The organism is Metasolibacillus sp. FSL K6-0083 (assembly GCF_038630865.1).
GTDB lineage: Bacteria > Bacillota > Bacilli > Bacillales_A > Planococcaceae > Metasolibacillus > Metasolibacillus fluoroglycofenilyticus.
Map to the genome: position 1 here is coordinate 3465955 of NZ_CP152046.1, position 16876 is coordinate 3482830.

A 16876-nucleotide genomic window follows, 5' to 3' on the forward strand; every position below is an offset into this window, starting at 1 on the left:
ATAAGGTTACAATAATAGATGAGCGGTAATGGAAAGGGAGAAAAGGGAATGACTGAAAATCAAGTAGAAGTCAAATTAAAATCAGGATTGCAGGCTAGGCAGGCAGCGCTTTTTGTACAGCAAGCAAATCGCTATAAATCTGATGTCTTTTTACAAAAGGACAATAAAAAAGTAAATGCCAAATCGATTATGGGAATTATGAGTTTGGCAATTGCAAGAGGCACACAAGTAACCCTAATAGCTACTGGTGAAGACGCAGAAAAAGCAGTTGCCGCATTGACGGAGTTTATTGAGCAAGAAGACTAAGCAACTGTAAGTAGGAGAAAAAATATGTATAAATGTAGAGAAGCATCAAATGAAGAAGTTCAATTTATTGAGGAGGAATTAACGAAATATAATTTACGGAAAAAGCCGCTATTACAAGAAAAAGAGTTCATTTCATTTAAGCATGTAGTGGAGGACGATGGCAAAATAATCGGTGGTGTATTTGGTTATTCTTCCTACTATAAAATTGGCTATATTGATACATTGTGGGTTGATGAAAATTATCGTCATAAAGGAATCGGGACAGTGCTTTTAAAAGCAATTGAAGCGGATTTATATGATTTTGGTTGCGAGGTCATTCGTCTTGAAACTTTTGATTTTCAAGGACCTGCATTTTATAAAAAGAATGGTTATGAGGAATTTGGGTCACTCTATTACCCAAATGCAAATCTTTATGAAATCTTTTTAAAAAAATAAGGAAATATTATTGCGGTCAGATTGCATTTGCCAACTGACCGTTTTTTAGCGAGAAAGAATGGGGCTGTCCGAAAAGATGTGCACTTTTCGGACAGCCCCGTCCCTTTTCTTTATTCATAAAACCGATAAACCTCTATTGCTCGCTAATTTATATTCAAATGATAGTTGTCATGAATTAAATAAGTCTGTCATAAGTAGTTTAAAGAGAGGTGGATAAGGCTCAATCGGTACAGTGTGATATCGCCTTTATCCATCAACTCCCTCTTATGAGTCAATTAGGCTGCTAAACTAATTGGCTCATAAATCAGGTCTTGCTATACAAAATATTATATTGAAACAGTAAAATGGTGCCCTCGGAGGGAATCGAACCCCCAGCGGAAGAACCGGAATCTTCAGTGTTATCCATTACACCACGAGGACAAGTGCAAAAATTGTGCAAAGCTCTGAATGGTGATAAAATCGTCGTATATGCAAAAATTAACGACTTTTCAATTATACAAACGACAGCTGAATATTTCAAGATAAATTTTCGGAGTTTATATTTGACCTTTCTTGACTATTGCGTGTATGATAAGAATACAGTTGAAGGAGCTTAGCTTTTCAACAATGAGCATATGAATTTACCTTTTATAAAGGAGGATTTTTCAATGAATTTAATTCCTACAGTTATTGAACAAACAAACCGTGGTGAGCGAGCTTACGATATTTATTCACGCTTACTAAAAGACCGTATTATTTTATTAGGCAGTGCAATTGATGATAATGTAGCAAACTCAATTGTAGCGCAGTTATTATTTTTAGAGGCAGAAGACCCAGATAAAGATATTTCTTTATACATTAACTCTCCTGGTGGTTCAATTACAGCAGGTATGGCTATTTACGATACAATGAACTTCATTAAACCGAAAGTACAAACAATTTGTATCGGTATGGCTGCGTCGATGGGGGCGTTTTTATTAGCTGCTGGTGAGCCAGGGAAACGTATGGCATTACCAAACGCAGAAGTAATGATTCACCAACCACTTGGCGGTGCACAAGGGCAAGCAACTGAAATTGAAATTGCCGCAAAACGTATTTTACACTTACGTGAAAAATTAAACACAATTATGGCTGAGAAAACAGGTCAAGATTATGCAACAATTTCTCGCGATACAGACCGCGATAACTTCATGACGGCTGAGCAAGCAAAAGCATACGGCTTAATTGATGAAATTATTGAGCGCAACCAAGTGAAATAATAGAGGCGTCCAAAAAAGCCGTGCGATTGCCGGCGTTTTGGACGCTTTTGTTAATGTTTCTTCAAAGGGTTCACACAGGGAGAAACGCAAGAAGATTTTATCACGATTCAGCAGGAAACTCCCACCTCCACAGGTGCAAGATGAATGCTGATTCAGTAGGTGTTCAAATACCTGCTGAATCATGATAAGGTCTCCAGCAGATGTCACAGATTTTTTCGAGTGAAGGTGAAAAGCAAATTTTCATGGTATATGTAAGAACTATTGCTTTTTTATCGAAAAATCCTAATTCGCCCATCTTCACTTAGAAGAAACACTGTTACCCTCACTATTAAAGATAGTCTTCTTTATTTCCATAAGCATATCTTTTAAAAGCATCCCCAAAAAACGTCCCACAAGCAGGCGAAAGCACTGCTTGTGGGACGCTCTTTTAGTTTGGCATGTTTTTTGCCATTTGACCTTGACCATACATATTAAGCATCGCTTGCATATCAGGGCCTGACAATTGAGGCACTTGATAATTGCCTTTTTTGTTTTGATAAATAGATATTTCATAGGCCATTTCAATACAGTTTGGTACAGAATCCTGTAGGACACGGCGTAACACAGGGTTACACGTTTCGAGTGCAGCCTTTGTTTTGCCTGTAGCACCAACTTTATGAACGCTTAATAAGCAGCCAGCGATGATAGCATCGTCTAGCTCGTTAGCAGCTTGCATTGGTTTTTTTGGTTCACCTGGTGTGATACCATATTTGAAATCATTTCCTGTTTGCATATTGTATGTGCGTGTAGGATGCTGTGGGTCGTGCCCCGTTTTGTATGCTTCGACAGTAATATTATATTCATCGAGCATAAAAGCATATTGCTTGTCCATAATAGAAAGTAGCTCTGGGTCTTGCACATGGTCACGCAGCAAAACGCATTGATTTAAACCACCAATCATTGCGCTTAAAACTTCATGCACATCAAATAATTCATGTCCGCCATGATTTGTCGAAAGTGGTCCCATTGCTTGTTCCTGCTGTTGCTGTTGAAAATCACCTGTCATTAATTTTTCCTCCTATCGAAATGTCGTACATTTTATAGGTTGCCTAACTTGTGTTATTTTATACATAGTGAATTGAAAGAGGGATGCAAATGAAAACAGTTAATTTTTACTTAAGACCTGATTGTCAGTTATGTGAGGAAGGCTTGCTGACACTAAAGCTTGTACAAGAGGATTGTGCATTTGAGCTCACTGTTATTAATATTGAAGAAAACGAGGCACTACATGAGAAGTATATGCTGATGATTCCAGTTGTTACTTGTGATGAGCAGATTCTTCAATACGGTCAGCTTGATTATGTAACACTGTTTGAAGCACTGCACGAGTAACGGTGCTTCAAGTAGTCGTTATTATAATTGATTCGAAATTTTTAGACAAAATAATTTGCTAAAAAATATAGATGTGTATATAATATAGTCGAAAGGTAATTTTTTTTACTCTAAGTGGGACGATTTTTTATTAGCGGGACAAAAAATGACCCGAAGATATACCTACTTATATTAAGCAACAATTGATTGAGGCTTCACTTTATGGAAGGTGATGTTGTTGAACGGTAATTCTTTATATGAAATGCAGCGCAAATTGGTGCCGGAAATGGATGATTTGCTGACGAAGCGCTTTCGATTATTGCAGGCAATTGCATTACAAAGCCCTATCGGAAGAAGAGCTTTAGCTGATATTTTACAGCTTACAGAACGCGATGTTCGTAAAGAGACGCAAATTTTAAATGACCAGCAATTAATTCAAATTCAGGTCAAAGGCATGGTTTGCACAGAACTTGGGTATACCGCTTTAGAGCAATTAAAAACATTGTTTAATGAGTTAATGGGTATTTCCAAAAAAGAGCAACAACTTCAGACTGCGCTTCAAATTAGCAAAGTTATTATCGTCCCAAGTGATATTGAGCAAGATGTGAGCACTTATTCTTTAATAGGAAAAGAGGCTGCAACACTTGTTATGCAAAAAGCACAGCCGAACTGCAAAATAGCGGTGACAGGAGGTAGCTCAGTTGGCTCGATTGGGCCATATCTACAACCTTCTAAAGCTTTGCAAAGTGCACAATTTATTGCTGCACGAGGTGGGATTGGTGATGAAATGACAATGCAAGCGAACACGCTCGTTGCACAATTTGCCGAGCGGTGTCACGCAACGTATCGCACGCTATTTTTACCAGAGCATTTAAGCGAACAAGCATACAGTGCTATGAAAGATGAACCAATTGTTAAGGAAATGATTGAACTTTACGACAATATTAATATCGTAATTCATGGCATAGGTGATGCAATGGAAATGGCTGACCGCAGGCAAAGTACAGAACAAGACAAACAATTATTGCTGAACAAAGGCGCGATTGGTGAAGCATTTGGCTATTATTTCGACGAACAAGGGCAAATTGTGCACCATATTCGAACAATCGGAATTCAGCTAGAACAAGTGCAGCAAAGTGATTTAATTATCGCGATTGCAGCGGGAGCAAGTAAGGCAAAATCGGTACAGGCATATTTTAAAAATGCAGTAAAAAATACAATTTTTATTACCGATGAAAGTGCAGCAAATGCAATTTTAGAAAATCTATAATGGGCAAATAAGCTCTTATAAATAAATTTTTGGAGGAATTTCACATGGCAGTAAAATTAGCAATTAATGGATTCGGACGTATTGGACGCAAAGTATTTCGTGAAGCAATGAATAACAGTGAAGTGGAAGTAGTTGCAATCAACGACTTAACAGATGCTGGTCAGCTTGCACACTTATTAAAGTATGACTCAGTACACGGTATCTATGATGCTGATGTGAAAGCAGGGGAAAATTCTTTCACTGTTAACGGTACAGAAATTAAAGTATATGCAGAAAAAGACCCAACACAATTACCTTGGGGCGAATTAGGTGTAGACATTGTACTTGAATGTACAGGTATTTTTAACAATAAAGAAAAGTTAAGCTATCATTTACAAGCAGGTGCGAAAAAAGCGATTCTTTCAGCTCCGGCAAAAGGTGATGTACCAACATATGTAATGGGTGTAAACCACGAAGATTACAATCCAGAAACAGATGATGTATTATCAAATGCTTCTTGTACAACAAACTGTCTTGCACCATTGGCAAAAGTATTAGACGAAAAATTTGGTATCGAGCGCGGATTAATGACAACAATCCACTCTTATACAAATGACCAACGCATTCTTGACTTACCACATCCTGACTTACGTCGTGCGCGTGCTGGCGCGTTATCAATGATTCCAACTACAACGGGTGCAGCAGTAGCAGTATCAAAAGTATTACCTCAGTTAAAAGGTAAATTAGATGGCTTCTCAATGCGTGTACCAACACCAAACGTATCTTGTGTAGACTTAGTTGCAACATTAAAAAAAGACGTAACAGTTGAAGAAGTAAATACAGCATTAAAAGAAGCAGCAGAAGGCGAATTAAAAGGTATTTTAGATTACAATGAGCTACCATTAGTATCAACTGATTACAATGGCAACGTAAGCTCTTCAACAATTGATGGCCTATCTACAATGGTGCTAGAAAATAAACTAGTAAAAGTTATTTCATGGTATGATAACGAAAGTGGTTACTCTGCACGTTTATTAGATCTTGCACTATATGTAGCAAGCAAAGGTTTCAAAAAATAATATAGCCTGAGTCAACAAGAAGAAAGGGGTCGTCTGAAAAATCATTTTGAGACGGCCCTTTTGCGACGAGGATAATGACAATTTATCATGAAACTCCCATCTCCATAGGTGGCGAGAGGAATGCTTATCTTGCTTTTTATTCTGTGGGTGTTCAAACACCTGCTGAATCATGATAAAGCCTCCCGCGGATGTCACAGATTTTTTTCGAGCAAGCTCGAAAAAATCTGGACGCAATTACGCCGAAGCGTAATTGATTGTGACTACTACAGGTGTTTTTTGTACTAATAGCTTAGTTACAGGTACAATTGTTTCGGCATTGTATTAAAAGAAAGCCCTCTTTATTTTAATAAGCAAACATTTTACCAAAACACTACCTGCCAGCGTTCAAAATGCCGGCAACTGCACGGCTTTTTGGACGCTAGCCGAATTTTCATTTTTCGTTCATATTTAGTTCGTAAATGGCAAGACATTGAATGTAACTTTTGCTACTATAAAACTAAGTGCGCTAAAAGTTGAAGGGAGCTTTTTTATGTTGAGTAAAAAGACGATGAAGGATATTAATATAAAAGGGAAGCGTGTCTTTGTACGTGTTGATTTTAACGTGCCTATGGAAGATAGTCACATTACAGATGATACGCGTATTCGCGCGGCATTACCGACAATTCAATATTTAGTTGAGCAAGGTGCAAAAGTAATTTTAGCATCGCATTTAGGTCGCCCTAAAGGTGAGATAAATGAGGAAATGCGTCTAACAGCAGTAGGAACACGCCTAGCACAATTAATTGAGCGTCCTGTAACAAAATTAGACGAATCAATCGGTGAAACGGTAGAAGCAGCGATTGCTAAAATGCAAGAGGGCGATATCGTATTATTAGAAAATGTTCGCTTCCATAAAGGCGAGGAGAAGAACGACCCAGAGTTGGCACAAAGCTTTGCTAAACTAGCTGATGTTTATGTAAATGACGCATTTGGTGCAGCGCACCGTGCACACGCAACGACAGAAGGGATTGCTAAATATATCCCCGCGGTATCAGGTTTTCTAATGGAAAAGGAACTGGATGTCTTAGGGAAGGCTTTATCGAATCCAGAGCGTCCATTTACAGCAATTATCGGCGGTGCGAAGGTAAAGGATAAAATCGGTGTAATCGAAAATTTATTAGAAAAAGTAGACCACTTAATTATTGGTGGCGGTCTATCGTTTACATTTATTAAAGCTCTAGGGCATGATATCGGAAACTCTTTACTAGAAGAAGATAAAATCGAGCTAGCGAAAAGCTTTATTGATAAGGCGAAGGAAAAAGGCGTGCAATTACATATGCCGATTGATGCTGTTGTAGCAGATGCATTTTCAAAGGATGCAGCTACTCAGGTAGTAGATATTGATGCAATTCCAGCAGGCTGGATGGGACTTGATATTGGACCAAAAACAGCGGCAAGCTACGCAGATGTTATTGCAAATTCAAAACTAATTATTTGGAATGGGCCAATGGGCGTATTCGAAATGGAAAAATTCGCAAACGGTACAAAAACAGTTGCAAACGCAATGGCTGCAACAGAGGGCTACACTGTAATTGGTGGCGGCGATTCGGCAGCAGCTGTTGAAAAGTTCGAAGTAGCAAGCCAGATGAATCATATTTCAACAGGTGGCGGTGCAAGCTTAGAGTTGATGGAAGGTAAGGAACTTCCAGGTATCGTCGCGTTAAATGATAAATAAAATAACTTATTTATTGGAGGCAAAAAGATGCGTAAACCAATTATTGCAGGAAACTGGAAAATGTATAAAACATTTGATGAAGCAGTTGAATTTGTAGAAGCACTACAAGATAAAATTCCATCAAGTGATAAAGTGGACGCAGTCGTTTGTGCACCTGCTCTTTATTTGCCAATACTTGTGCAAATTCAGGCTGAGTCAGAGCTAGCAATTGGCGCACAAAATATGCACTTCGAAAATGAAGGTGCATTTACAGGGGAAATAAGCCCAGCACAGCTAGCGAGTGTAGGTGTGGACTATGTAATTTTAGGTCACTCAGAGCGCCGTGAAATGTTTAATGAAACAGACGAAGCAGTTAATAAAAAGGCGCGTGCAGCTCTAGAGCATAGCATTGTACCAATTATTTGCTGTGGTGAAACGCTAGAGGAGCGAGAAGCGGGGCAAACGACAGCGAAAGTGTCAGCACAAATTCGTGCGGCATTGCAAGGCTTTACAGGCGAAGAAGTGGCACATATGGTTATTGCCTATGAGCCAATTTGGGCAATTGGTACAGGGAAAACAGCAACTGCTGATGATGCCAATGAGACATGTGGCGCTATTCGCGCAGTTGTAGAGGAGCTATATGGAAACAACGTAGCGGAGGCAATTCGCATTCAATACGGTGGCTCTGTAAAACCAGATAATATTGTCGAGCTACTTTCTAAGGAACATATCGATGGTGCATTAGTTGGCGGCGCAAGCTTACAGCCCGAATCATATTTAAAATTATTGGAGGCGGGGGCAAATGCCTAAAAAGCCAGTAGCATTAATTATTTTAGACGGCTTTGCGCTACGTGACGAAGTAAAAGGAAACGCAGTGGCGCAGGCAAACAAACCAAACTTTGACCGTTACTGGAACGTCTATCCGCATACGACATTAACAGCAAGTGGTGAGGCGGTAGGCCTGCCAGATGGTCAAATGGGTAATTCAGAGGTTGGACATTTAAACATCGGTGCAGGTCGAATCGTTTATCAAAGCTTAACACGTATTAATAAGTCTATCCGTGAAGGTGATTTTTTCCGCAATGAGGCACTTTTGCAAGCGGTAGAACATGTGAAAAAGCATGGCTCAAAGCTACACTTAATGGGACTTTTATCCGATGGGGGTGTACACAGCCATTATGAGCATCTTTTTGCATTGCTCAATTTAGCGAAGGCAAATGGAGCCGAGGATGTATACGTGCACGGCTTTTTAGATGGACGTGATGTTGGTCCAACGACTGCGTTAGAATATATTGAGGAAACAGAAAAGCAAATGGCTGAAATCGGCATCGGTTCATTTGCAACAATTCACGGTCGCTATTATGCGATGGACCGCGATAAGCGCTGGGAACGTGTGGAACTATCCTATAAAGCATTAGTAGACGGTGTTGGTCAAACAGCGGCAACTGCAAAGGAGGGTGTTTCGTCCTCCTATACGCGTGAAGTTGTTGATGAATTTGTTGTGCCGTTTGTCATTACGAAAGAAGGGCAACCGACTGCGACAGTTGATACGAATGATGCGATTATCTTTTTCAACTTCCGACCAGACCGTGCAATTCAGCTTTCGACAGTATTTACAAATCCAGCATTTAACGGATTTGAGCAATCAGAAAAGCATCCTGAAAATGTGATGTTCGTATCATTCACACATTATAGTGATGAGGTGAATGCACTCGTTGCTTATGAAAACGATAATTTAGTGAATACTGTAGGGGAAGTTATTGCAGCAAATGGCTTAACGCAGCTTCGCATCGCTGAAACTGAAAAATATCCACATGTAACATTTTTCATGAGCGGTGGACGTGAGGACAAATTCCCAGGCGAGGAGCGTATTTTAATTGCTTCTCCGAAAGTAGCAACATATGACTTAAAGCCAGAGATGAGCGCATATGAAGTAACAGATGCGCTGCTTTCCGCAATAGAAGAGGAGCGCTTTGATGCTATCCTATTAAACTTTGCAAATCCGGATATGGTTGGACATAGCGGCTTGCTTGAGCCAACGATAAAGGCAATTGAAGCAGTTGATGAATGCCTCGGTAAAATTGTTGATGCAATTCTTGCAAAAGGTGGCGCAGCAATTATTACGGCTGACCACGGTAATTCAGATGAGGTAATTACACTGAATGATTTACCGATGACAGCTCATACAACAAATCCTGTTCCAATTATTGTGACACAGAGAGATATAGTGCTTGAGCAAAACGGCATTTTAGCAGACCTTGCGCCAACAATGCTAGCGCTTCTCGAAGTGGAGCAACCAGCTGAAATGACAGGAAAGTCATTAATGATGACAACAAAATAAGCTTATTTAAAAAGGAGAATGAAACATGCCATTTATTACACAAGTTTATGCTCGCGAAGTATTAGATTCACGCGGTAATCCAACGGTTGAGGTAGAAGTATTTACAGAATCAGGTGCATTTGGTCGCGCTATCGTGCCATCTGGTGCATCAACTGGTGAGCACGAGGCAGTTGAATTACGTGATGGCGACAAAACACGCTATTTAGGTAAAGGTGTACTAAAAGCAGTTGAAAATGTCAATACAATTATTGCAGAAGCATTAGAGGATAACTTCTCTGTATTAGACCAAGTAGTAGTTGATAAAGCATTAATTGAGCTTGACGGTACAGCAAACAAAGGGAAACTAGGCGCTAACGCTATTTTAGGTGTATCGATGGCGGTTGCTCATGCAGCAGCAAACTATTTAGATATGCCATTATACCAATACTTAGGCGGCTTCAACGCGAAACAATTACCAGTACCAATGATGAATATTTTAAACGGTGGAGCACACGCGGATAACAACGTCGATATTCAAGAATTTATGGTAATGCCTGTCGGTGCAGAGTCATTCACACATGCACTACGCATCGGCACTGAAATCTTCCATAGCTTAAAAGCGGTATTAAAAGCAAAAGGCTATAATACGGCTGTTGGTGACGAAGGAGGCTTCGCTCCAAACTTAGGCTCAAACGAAGAAGCAATTACAGTTATTTTAGAAGCTATTGAAAAAGCAGGCTACAAGCCGGGTGAAGAAGTGCGCCTAGCAATGGACGTTGCCTCTTCAGAGCTATTCAATAAAGAAGACGGCAAATATCACTTAGATGGAGAAGGCGTCGTTAAAACATCGGAAGAAATGGTTGACTGGTACGAGGAATTAACAGCAAAATACCCAATCATCTCAATTGAAGATGGCTTAGATGAAAATGACTGGGCTGGTCATAAATTATTAACAGAGCGCATCGGCAACCGCGTACAGCTAGTAGGGGACGATTTATTCGTAACGAACACAGAAAAGCTTTCTCGCGGTATCGAGGAAGGCGTAGGCAACTCGATTTTAATTAAAGTAAACCAAATCGGTACGTTAACAGAAACATTCGACGCAATCGAAATGGCAAAACGCGCAGGCTACACAGCAGTTATCTCTCACCGTTCTGGTGAATCAGAGGATGCAACAATTGCAGACATCGCTGTTGCAACAAACGCTGGTCAAATTAAAACAGGTGCACCATCTCGTACAGACCGCGTAGCAAAATACAACCAATTACTACGCATCGAAGACCAACTAGATGCAACTGCACAATATTTAGGCTTAGATACGTTCTATAATTTAAAATAAAATGAAAAGGGCGGTCGAGAAAGCAGGGAACACCTGCATTTCCCGACTGCCCTGTTTTGTATTTATAGAAAAATTCAACTCAATTGCAGTAGGAAGGGAAATGCCGATGAAGAAGATTACTTTATCAAATGGAAAAATAGTTGAAGTCGAATGTTTAAGCTGCGCATTAACAAGCGGGGACGTTAAGCCAGATGGAGGAACTGTAATTGAAACAGCATATTTTCATGCTCATCAAGATGTCGCGTATCCAATAAAAGGATTAATTATAGTAGCCTCTAAAAGACATATAAAGTGTTTTGATGAATTGACTGAGGATGAAAAGGTTGATTATATAAATATTTTGACAAAAATCAGAGCGGCGCAAAGGAAGGTTTTAACGTCTTTCAGCAGAAGCCTTCCACCTCTTTAGATGGCGAGATGAATGCAAGTATAAGACCGATTTCAGCGGGTGCCAAACACTCGCTGAAAGAAGTGAAAGCCTCCGGCGGATGTCAGGGATTTTGAAAGGAGTCAATCGTCCAAGTACAATTCAAAATCCCGACACAATTACGCCGAGGCGTAATTGATATATAGAACATGTGTATTATTTCTACAATGAAGATACAACACATCATTTCCATACATGGATGGTACCTCGCTATGAATGGATGCAATTCAGAAACTAACAAAAGAACTTCAAATTCTATAGAAGAACGAATTTTTAAAAAGGAGCTATCAGGAAGGTAAAACCCTCCCGACAGCTCCTTTAATATGAAATGTTAATCATCAATGCTATATTCTAAAATTTTCCCAGTTTGAGCATCAATTTCGAACTCATGCTCAATATGACCATCTCTAATTTCGATTTCATATACGTACAGACCATCATCTTTATTGAGCTTAGTTTTTATTACGCGACCGGATGCTTGCTTTTGTGCAATCGCAATCGCTTGCTCTGATGAAATCAAGTTGCCTGGCTTAGCATACGAATAATCATCATTGTCATTTTTATAAGAAATGTTTTTATTATCCCATTTCGTATGATTTAAAATTGCGCCTGTTTGTGCATCAATATTAAATTCGTTTGCGATGCTACCATCACGAACGATAATTTCATAAACACCATCGTCTAGCTTCGCTTTTGTGACGTTACCAGAAGCTTGCTTTAGCGCAATATCCATTGCCTGCTGCTTTGTCATTATATTTGCAGAAGCTTTGCTAGTTTGTTGTTTTACTGTATTTAATGTTTCACGCTCAACAACAGTTAATGAGCCTGTTTTCGCGTTTACTTCAAGTTCTAGCTTTTCCGTCGCTGTTTTGATTTCGATTTCATAATGTGGGATATTATCGTCATTGTCATAATCAAAATCAATAATTTGACCATCAAATTGCTTTAAGGCGATATTTTTAGCTTCCTGTGCTGTAATAGCATTTGATTTTTCTGCTGAGCCTGTTAAATCCTTTTGAGCGAAAAGATAGCCAACTAATATTCCCGCAAATACAGTCGGGATAATCCAATATTTTTTCATTTCAAGTTCACTCCTCAAATTAGTTATAGCTTAATTATAAAAAGTGAAAATGAGATGACTATTAGAGAAAGATTAGAATTTCATGAGAATTTAATCATCAAACTCTACAGATAGAATTTTTCCTGTAATTGCATGAATAATAAATGTCGTTTCATAATCACCATGCTCAATATCGATTTCATATATGCCCCCATCATCGGTCTTTTTAAAATCAACATTATCTACGACACCAGCCTGTTCCTTTAAGGCAATTTGGATAGCCTGCTGCTCGGAAATTAGGTAGTTTTTATTCTGATTATTATTTTGCTCAGGCTTTGCCGCTTGCTGCTCCGAAGGTTTTGACTCGCTTTCTTCCTCTGCTAAATTCTCTTGGGCAACCTCTTTATCATCAGTTTGTCCTACAAATTGATGTACTATTGCTAAATTGGAAGGACGACTATTTTCTAAGTTAATATTCACCTGATAGATGCCCTCTTGTGTTGCAAAGGAAACAACTGCAATATCCTCCTGCATGACAATTGATTTCACTTCACCCGCATAAAGCTTGTCGATATGAGCCTGCACATCCGCCTCACTTAACGGTTGCTTTTGGTTAACACTATTTAACCGAGTAAATAATACGTAACTAATGATACATGTAGCAATCAGTATTATAATCATTTTCTTATTCACGTATTATCACTTCCTTAGCTGAAATTGTAATAGTTGTACCAACACCAACTGTACTGTTAACTTCTATATCAAGATTGAGTAAATCTGCAAGCTCTTTGGCAATAGCTAAGCCGAGCCCCGTACCACCAGTTTTGCGACTACGTGCTTTATCAACACGATAAAAGCGTTCGAATAAATGTGGCAAATCTTTTTTGGGGATGCCTTGACCCTCATCTTGAATAATTATTTGCTTTGTAGGCTTCATCGTAATTATTATTGGCTGCTCACTATATTTTCGGGCATTATCAACGAAAATAAAGAGAAGCTGTTTTAATTTTACTGCATCTGTTGTCAATATAAAGTTCTGTCCCTGTATGCGAACTTCACGTGCATAAGCCTGCTGTATCGTCGCTGTGATTTCCTGTAACAGTGGCTCTATATGTGTAGTAGCTAAATTAATCTCGATAGTTTCATTGACAGAGGCAAGCTGTAGCATTTGTGTAATCATATCCTGCATATTCGCAGTTTCCTTTGTAATCGCAGCTAAAGCCTCATAAGCAACTTGCTCATTTTGAAAGCCACGACGTTGTAACAGCTTTGCGTAGCTTTCGATAACAGTTAGCGGTGTTTTCAGCTCATGTGAGGCATTGCCAACAAATTGTTGCTGCTTCATATAGTTGTCCTCTAAACGATGCATCAAGGCATTATAGGTAGTCGTCATTTCAGCAATCTCATCTTTTTTATTTTCCTTTAAAGGTAGCTGCTCATAGCGATTTGTCTTAATATTTTGTTGCATCGTTGTCGTTAGCTGCTGAATAGGCTTGGCAATCACTCCCGCTAAGACAGAGCTTGCTAAATAAATAGGTACAATGGCGATAAGTGCCATCGCGATTAAAATCCATTTTAACAACGCGATATTTTGCGCAATACCGTATAATGGTTCAACCAATTCTAGTGTAACAATCTCCCCGGTTGGCCAAAGTAGAGGGTAGTTCATCGAAATAACAGGCGTATCTTTCCAAGAGGAAATGGTATAATCAGCGCCCTTTTCTAATGTGAAAGGGATGCGCTCCACTGTTGTCGTTGCCTGCATATAAATAAGCTGCTTGTCGTTTTCATCGACAATGCGCAAAGCACCATTAGATGGGATATAAGCACGTAGAAAGGAGCTAATATCTATGCTTGTATCCACTTTACTAATCGTACTCATTAATTCATCAGCACGATTTTGTAGCTGTGTATATTCCGTTTGAAAGGCGAACTGCTTGTAAACAAGAAAAATACTAGTAAAGCTCGTTGCCATAATAACTAGCGTCAGCAATGTCGAAAATAAATTAATTTTCGTTTTAAGCTTCATCATTTACTACCTTCAATACATAGCCCACACCGCGTACAGTATGTATAAGCGATGTGCCAGTCGCATCGATTTTTTGGCGCAAATATCGAACATAGACATCAACAACATTTGTATCACCATAATATTCATAGCCCCATACGGCATTTAAAATTTGCTCTCTACTTTGTACGTGCTGGGGATGCTTCAAAAAATGTACTAATAAATCGTATTCGCGCGGTGTTAAATGAATCGCTTGTCCTGCACGTATCACTTCTCGCGTTTGTTCATTCAGCGACAAATCCGCAAAGCATAGCTCATCCTGCTGCATTTGTGCCATAGGAGATACCCTTAACGCTGCCCGAATACGAGCGAGTAGTTCCTCGAAATCAAAGGGCTTTGTCACATAATCATTCGCACCTAAATCAAGACCCGTCACTTTATCTTGTACAAGCCCTTTTGCTGTTAATAAAATTACAGGTGTAATGTCCTTTTTACGAATGCGTTGTAACACTTCGAAGCCATTCATCTCTGGTAGCATGACATCAAGTAGTACTAAATCCCAATGCTCCTCGCGATACGCAATTAATCCTTCAGTTCCTGTATAAGCGGCTTTCGTTACGTAGCCTTCAAATTCAAGCTCCAGTTGCAGAACTCGTGCAATTTGCGGCTCATCCTCTATAATTAAAATTTTTTGCACGATTAGGACCTCCAATCTTATCATTATCCTAGTAGATAAAAAACATAGATGCAAGTAGGTTAAAATATTAGGTGTGTTGATTATGTAAATAATGTATATTAATTAGCGTATTTTATAGAGGAAATGCTTTTTTCATAGGCATACGCTCGGTGATTGGAGTGGAGGGGGCGACTCCATCGGGACAAAAGTGTAGGGAGGCTAAGGTCGCCACGTCCTGTGGCAACGCCTCAATGACCAACATCGTGTTGGCCCCAAGCTGAAAATCCATTTATTTCGGCGAATGCCGAAATAAATTAGTTGGAGCCGCACCCCGAGGAAAGCGTCCCCCGCAACGGAAATCAACACGCCTGTTAAAATATTTCACATTGTCATACAGTGAAGCATTTGGTATAATGTAGTTTGTTGCAATGTTTGGGATGCAGGAGGTGGACGTATGCATACGTTATTATTAACTTTACTTATTATCGTTTCGATTGCTTTAATTGCTGCTGTATTATTACAATCAGGTAAAAGTGCAGGTTTATCAGGGGCCATCTCTGGTGGAGCAGAGCAACTTTTCGGCAAACAAAAAGCACGTGGGATGGATTTAATTTTACATCGCACAACAATCGTTTTAGCTGTAATTTTCTTTCTTTTAGCATTAGCGATTACAAAAATTTAATTAGTATAAGACAAAACTGCCCTATAAGTGTGAAAGCTTATGAGGCAGTTTTTTTATTTCATTTGAGCAATTGAAAAGCCGATTGAACAGGGCAAGCGTCAATAAAATATGAGAAATCGCCAATAGAATCAAAAAAACTGTAAACAATAAAAGAAAAACTTGATTTTTCGCCATCATTGGTTGTTTTACTTTATAATGTAAAATAGACGGGTAATTGTTGAAAAGTATGGAGGTAAGACAAATGAAATTAACACAGCCAAAACCATTTTTCTTTCAAGCAGGGAAGCGAGCTGTATTGCTATTACATGGCTTTACTGGTACTTCCGCTGATGTACGCATGCTTGGGCGCTTTTTAGAAAAAAGAGGCTACACTTCTCATGCGCCACATTATAGAGGGCATGGTGTGCCACCAGAGGAGCTACTCGTTTCGAATCCAAAGCAGTGGTGGCAGGATGTGCAGGACGGCTATCAATTTTTAAAGGAACAGGGCTATGAAGAAATAGCGGTTGCAGGACTATCCCTTGGAGGTGTTTTTTCATTAAAGCTGGCGATGAGCTTCCCAGTAAAAGGTATCGTGACAATGTGTTCACCGATGACGATGCGCACATTAGATATTATGTTTGATGGTGTGCTAGACTATGCAAAACAATATAAAAAATATGAAGGAAAAACTGACGAGCAAATCGAAATAGAATTGCAAGCAATTCGTCATCAGGGCATGCCGTCTTTAAAGGATTTGCAAGGGCTCGTTGACGATGTGTACCGCGAAATTGATATGATTTATGCACCGATTTTCGTCGTGCAAGCAACAAAAGATGACGTAATTAATCCAGATTCCGCGAATATGATTTACGAAGGTGTGGAATCCTTAAAGAAATCGATTAAATGGTATGACAATTCAGGACATGTCATTACGCTAGATAAAGAAAAGGAGCAACTGCATGAGGATGTGTACGCCTTTTTACAATCACTTGATTGGCATGTTGAATAATGGAAATAGAGATGTTTGTTAGT

General features: G+C 39.3%; 18 protein-coding genes, 1 tRNA gene and 1 pseudogene. 14 read left to right on the forward strand and 6 right to left on the reverse strand.

What is annotated here, in order from left to right; all coding sequences use genetic code 11:
* Positions 1-48: 48 nt before the first annotated feature.
* Both MHB51_RS16250 and MHB51_RS16255 read left to right on the forward strand, forming a co-directional pair.
* Positions 49-306 carry an HPr family phosphocarrier protein gene (locus tag MHB51_RS16250; protein WP_107943273.1) on the forward strand — a complete coding sequence of 86 codons (258 nt, stop codon included), beginning with the start codon at positions 49-51 and terminating at the stop codon, positions 304-306.
* Between the two features lie 24 nt (positions 307-330).
* Complete coding sequence (locus MHB51_RS16255; RefSeq protein ID WP_342558585.1) at positions 331-741, forward strand: GNAT family N-acetyltransferase; 411 nt, start codon at positions 331-333, stop codon at positions 739-741.
* Between the two features lie 345 nt (positions 742-1086).
* Here the strand turns inward: MHB51_RS16255 and MHB51_RS16260 are convergent.
* Positions 1087-1161 (reverse strand) — tRNA-Arg (locus tag MHB51_RS16260).
* A 227-nt stretch (positions 1162-1388) separates the two neighbouring features.
* Here MHB51_RS16260 and clpP point away from each other — a divergent pair.
* Entirely contained in the window at positions 1389-1979 is a 591-nt protein-coding gene (gene clpP, locus MHB51_RS16265; protein ID WP_066167087.1) for an ATP-dependent Clp endopeptidase proteolytic subunit ClpP, read from the forward strand.
* A gap of 427 nt (positions 1980-2406) precedes the next feature.
* Here clpP and MHB51_RS16270 read toward each other — a convergent pair whose 3' ends face one another.
* Entirely contained in the window at positions 2407-3024 is a 618-nt protein-coding gene (locus tag MHB51_RS16270) for a spore coat protein (protein ID WP_201261942.1), read from the reverse strand.
* 89 nt (positions 3025-3113) lie between these two features.
* Between MHB51_RS16270 and MHB51_RS16275 the strand changes: the two genes are divergently transcribed.
* From MHB51_RS16275 to MHB51_RS16315, 9 genes and pseudogenes are all read left to right on the forward strand, one after another.
* Positions 3114-3350, forward strand: a complete 237-nt coding sequence (locus MHB51_RS16275) for a glutaredoxin family protein (RefSeq protein ID WP_107943271.1) — start codon at positions 3114-3116, stop codon at positions 3348-3350.
* A gap of 241 nt (positions 3351-3591) precedes the next feature.
* Positions 3592-4599 (forward strand): sugar-binding domain-containing protein, encoded by a 1008-nt coding sequence (locus tag MHB51_RS16280; protein ID WP_342558586.1) that lies wholly within the window; start codon positions 3592-3594, stop codon positions 4597-4599.
* Positions 4600-4643: 44 nt separating this feature from the next.
* A complete protein-coding gene (gap, locus tag MHB51_RS16285; protein ID WP_342558587.1) occupies positions 4644-5657 on the forward strand; it encodes a type I glyceraldehyde-3-phosphate dehydrogenase in 1014 nt (337 codons plus the stop codon).
* Between the two features lie 532 nt (positions 5658-6189).
* Positions 6190-7371: a phosphoglycerate kinase gene (locus tag MHB51_RS16290; protein ID WP_342559490.1), complete on the forward strand. Its 1182-nt coding sequence runs from the start codon at positions 6190-6192 to the stop codon at positions 7369-7371.
* Between the two features lie 27 nt (positions 7372-7398).
* Positions 7399-8160, forward strand: a complete 762-nt coding sequence (tpiA, locus tag MHB51_RS16295) for a triose-phosphate isomerase (RefSeq protein WP_066167061.1) — start codon at positions 7399-7401, stop codon at positions 8158-8160.
* A complete protein-coding gene (gpmI, locus tag MHB51_RS16300; protein ID WP_342558588.1) occupies positions 8153-9691 on the forward strand; it encodes a 2,3-bisphosphoglycerate-independent phosphoglycerate mutase in 1539 nt (512 codons plus the stop codon). The genes tpiA and gpmI overlap by 8 nt, the downstream gene beginning before the upstream one ends.
* 25 nt (positions 9692-9716) lie before the next feature.
* Positions 9717-11009 (forward strand): phosphopyruvate hydratase, encoded by a 1293-nt coding sequence (gene eno / locus MHB51_RS16305; protein ID WP_342558589.1) that lies wholly within the window; start codon positions 9717-9719, stop codon positions 11007-11009.
* Positions 11010-11115: 106 nt separating this feature from the next.
* Positions 11116-11418 carry a hypothetical protein gene (locus MHB51_RS16310; protein ID WP_342558590.1) on the forward strand — a complete coding sequence of 101 codons (303 nt, stop codon included), beginning with the start codon at positions 11116-11118 and terminating at the stop codon, positions 11416-11418.
* Between the two features lie 160 nt (positions 11419-11578).
* Positions 11579-11662, forward strand: a pseudogene (locus tag MHB51_RS16315) (diadenosine tetraphosphate hydrolase); the annotation flags it as partial.
* Between the two features lie 105 nt (positions 11663-11767).
* Here MHB51_RS16315 and MHB51_RS16320 read toward each other — a convergent pair.
* The 4 genes from MHB51_RS16320 to MHB51_RS16335 form a co-directional block, all read right to left on the reverse strand.
* Positions 11768-12517, reverse strand: coding sequence for a PepSY domain-containing protein (locus MHB51_RS16320; RefSeq protein WP_342558591.1), 750 nt, complete (start codon positions 12515-12517; stop codon positions 11768-11770).
* A gap of 90 nt (positions 12518-12607) precedes the next feature.
* Entirely contained in the window at positions 12608-13189 is a 582-nt protein-coding gene (locus tag MHB51_RS16325) for a PepSY domain-containing protein (protein ID WP_066167050.1), read from the reverse strand.
* Entirely contained in the window at positions 13182-14528 is a 1347-nt protein-coding gene (locus MHB51_RS16330) for an ATP-binding protein (RefSeq protein ID WP_342558592.1), read from the reverse strand. Before MHB51_RS16330 ends, MHB51_RS16325 begins: the two co-directional genes overlap by 8 nt.
* Positions 14515-15204, reverse strand: coding sequence for a response regulator transcription factor (locus MHB51_RS16335; RefSeq protein ID WP_342473221.1), 690 nt, complete (start codon positions 15202-15204; stop codon positions 14515-14517). The genes MHB51_RS16330 and MHB51_RS16335 overlap by 14 nt, the downstream gene beginning before the upstream one ends.
* A gap of 430 nt (positions 15205-15634) precedes the next feature.
* Here MHB51_RS16335 and secG point away from each other — a divergent pair, with 430 nt between their 5' ends.
* Entirely contained in the window at positions 15635-15862 is a 228-nt protein-coding gene (gene secG, locus MHB51_RS16340; RefSeq protein WP_066167045.1) for a preprotein translocase subunit SecG, read from the forward strand.
* 241 nt (positions 15863-16103) lie between these two features.
* A complete protein-coding gene (locus MHB51_RS16345; RefSeq protein WP_342558593.1) occupies positions 16104-16853 on the forward strand; it encodes a carboxylesterase in 750 nt (249 codons plus the stop codon).
* Positions 16854-16876: the final 23 nt, after the last annotated feature.

What these genes read in the sequence shown, in the direction of transcription:
- secG (WP_066167045.1), top strand. Translation starts at nt 15,635, where the DNA reads ATGCATACGTTATTATTAACTTTACTTATTATCGTTTCGATTGCTTTA.
- MHB51_RS16280 (WP_342558586.1), top strand. Translation starts at nt 3,592, where the DNA reads ATGCAGCGCAAATTGGTGCCGGAAATGGATGATTTGCTGACGAAGCGC.
- gpmI (WP_342558588.1), top strand. Translation starts at nt 8,153, where the DNA reads ATGCCTAAAAAGCCAGTAGCATTAATTATTTTAGACGGCTTTGCGCTA.
- MHB51_RS16270 (WP_201261942.1), bottom strand. Translation starts at nt 3,024, where the DNA reads ATGACAGGTGATTTTCAACAGCAACAGCAGGAACAAGCAATGGGACCA.
- MHB51_RS16310 (WP_342558590.1), top strand. Translation starts at nt 11,116, where the DNA reads ATGAAGAAGATTACTTTATCAAATGGAAAAATAGTTGAAGTCGAATGT.
- MHB51_RS16275 (WP_107943271.1), top strand. Translation starts at nt 3,114, where the DNA reads ATGAAAACAGTTAATTTTTACTTAAGACCTGATTGTCAGTTATGTGAG.
- MHB51_RS16320 (WP_342558591.1), bottom strand. Translation starts at nt 12,517, where the DNA reads ATGAAAAAATATTGGATTATCCCGACTGTATTTGCGGGAATATTAGTT.
- MHB51_RS16250 (WP_107943273.1), top strand. Translation starts at nt 49, where the DNA reads ATGACTGAAAATCAAGTAGAAGTCAAATTAAAATCAGGATTGCAGGCT.
- MHB51_RS16255 (WP_342558585.1), top strand. Translation starts at nt 331, where the DNA reads ATGTATAAATGTAGAGAAGCATCAAATGAAGAAGTTCAATTTATTGAG.
- tpiA (WP_066167061.1), top strand. Translation starts at nt 7,399, where the DNA reads ATGCGTAAACCAATTATTGCAGGAAACTGGAAAATGTATAAAACATTT.
- eno (WP_342558589.1), top strand. Translation starts at nt 9,717, where the DNA reads ATGCCATTTATTACACAAGTTTATGCTCGCGAAGTATTAGATTCACGC.
- MHB51_RS16345 (WP_342558593.1), top strand. Translation starts at nt 16,104, where the DNA reads ATGAAATTAACACAGCCAAAACCATTTTTCTTTCAAGCAGGGAAGCGA.
- MHB51_RS16330 (WP_342558592.1), bottom strand. Translation starts at nt 14,528, where the DNA reads ATGATGAAGCTTAAAACGAAAATTAATTTATTTTCGACATTGCTGACG.
- gap (WP_342558587.1), top strand. Translation starts at nt 4,644, where the DNA reads ATGGCAGTAAAATTAGCAATTAATGGATTCGGACGTATTGGACGCAAA.
- clpP (WP_066167087.1), top strand. Translation starts at nt 1,389, where the DNA reads ATGAATTTAATTCCTACAGTTATTGAACAAACAAACCGTGGTGAGCGA.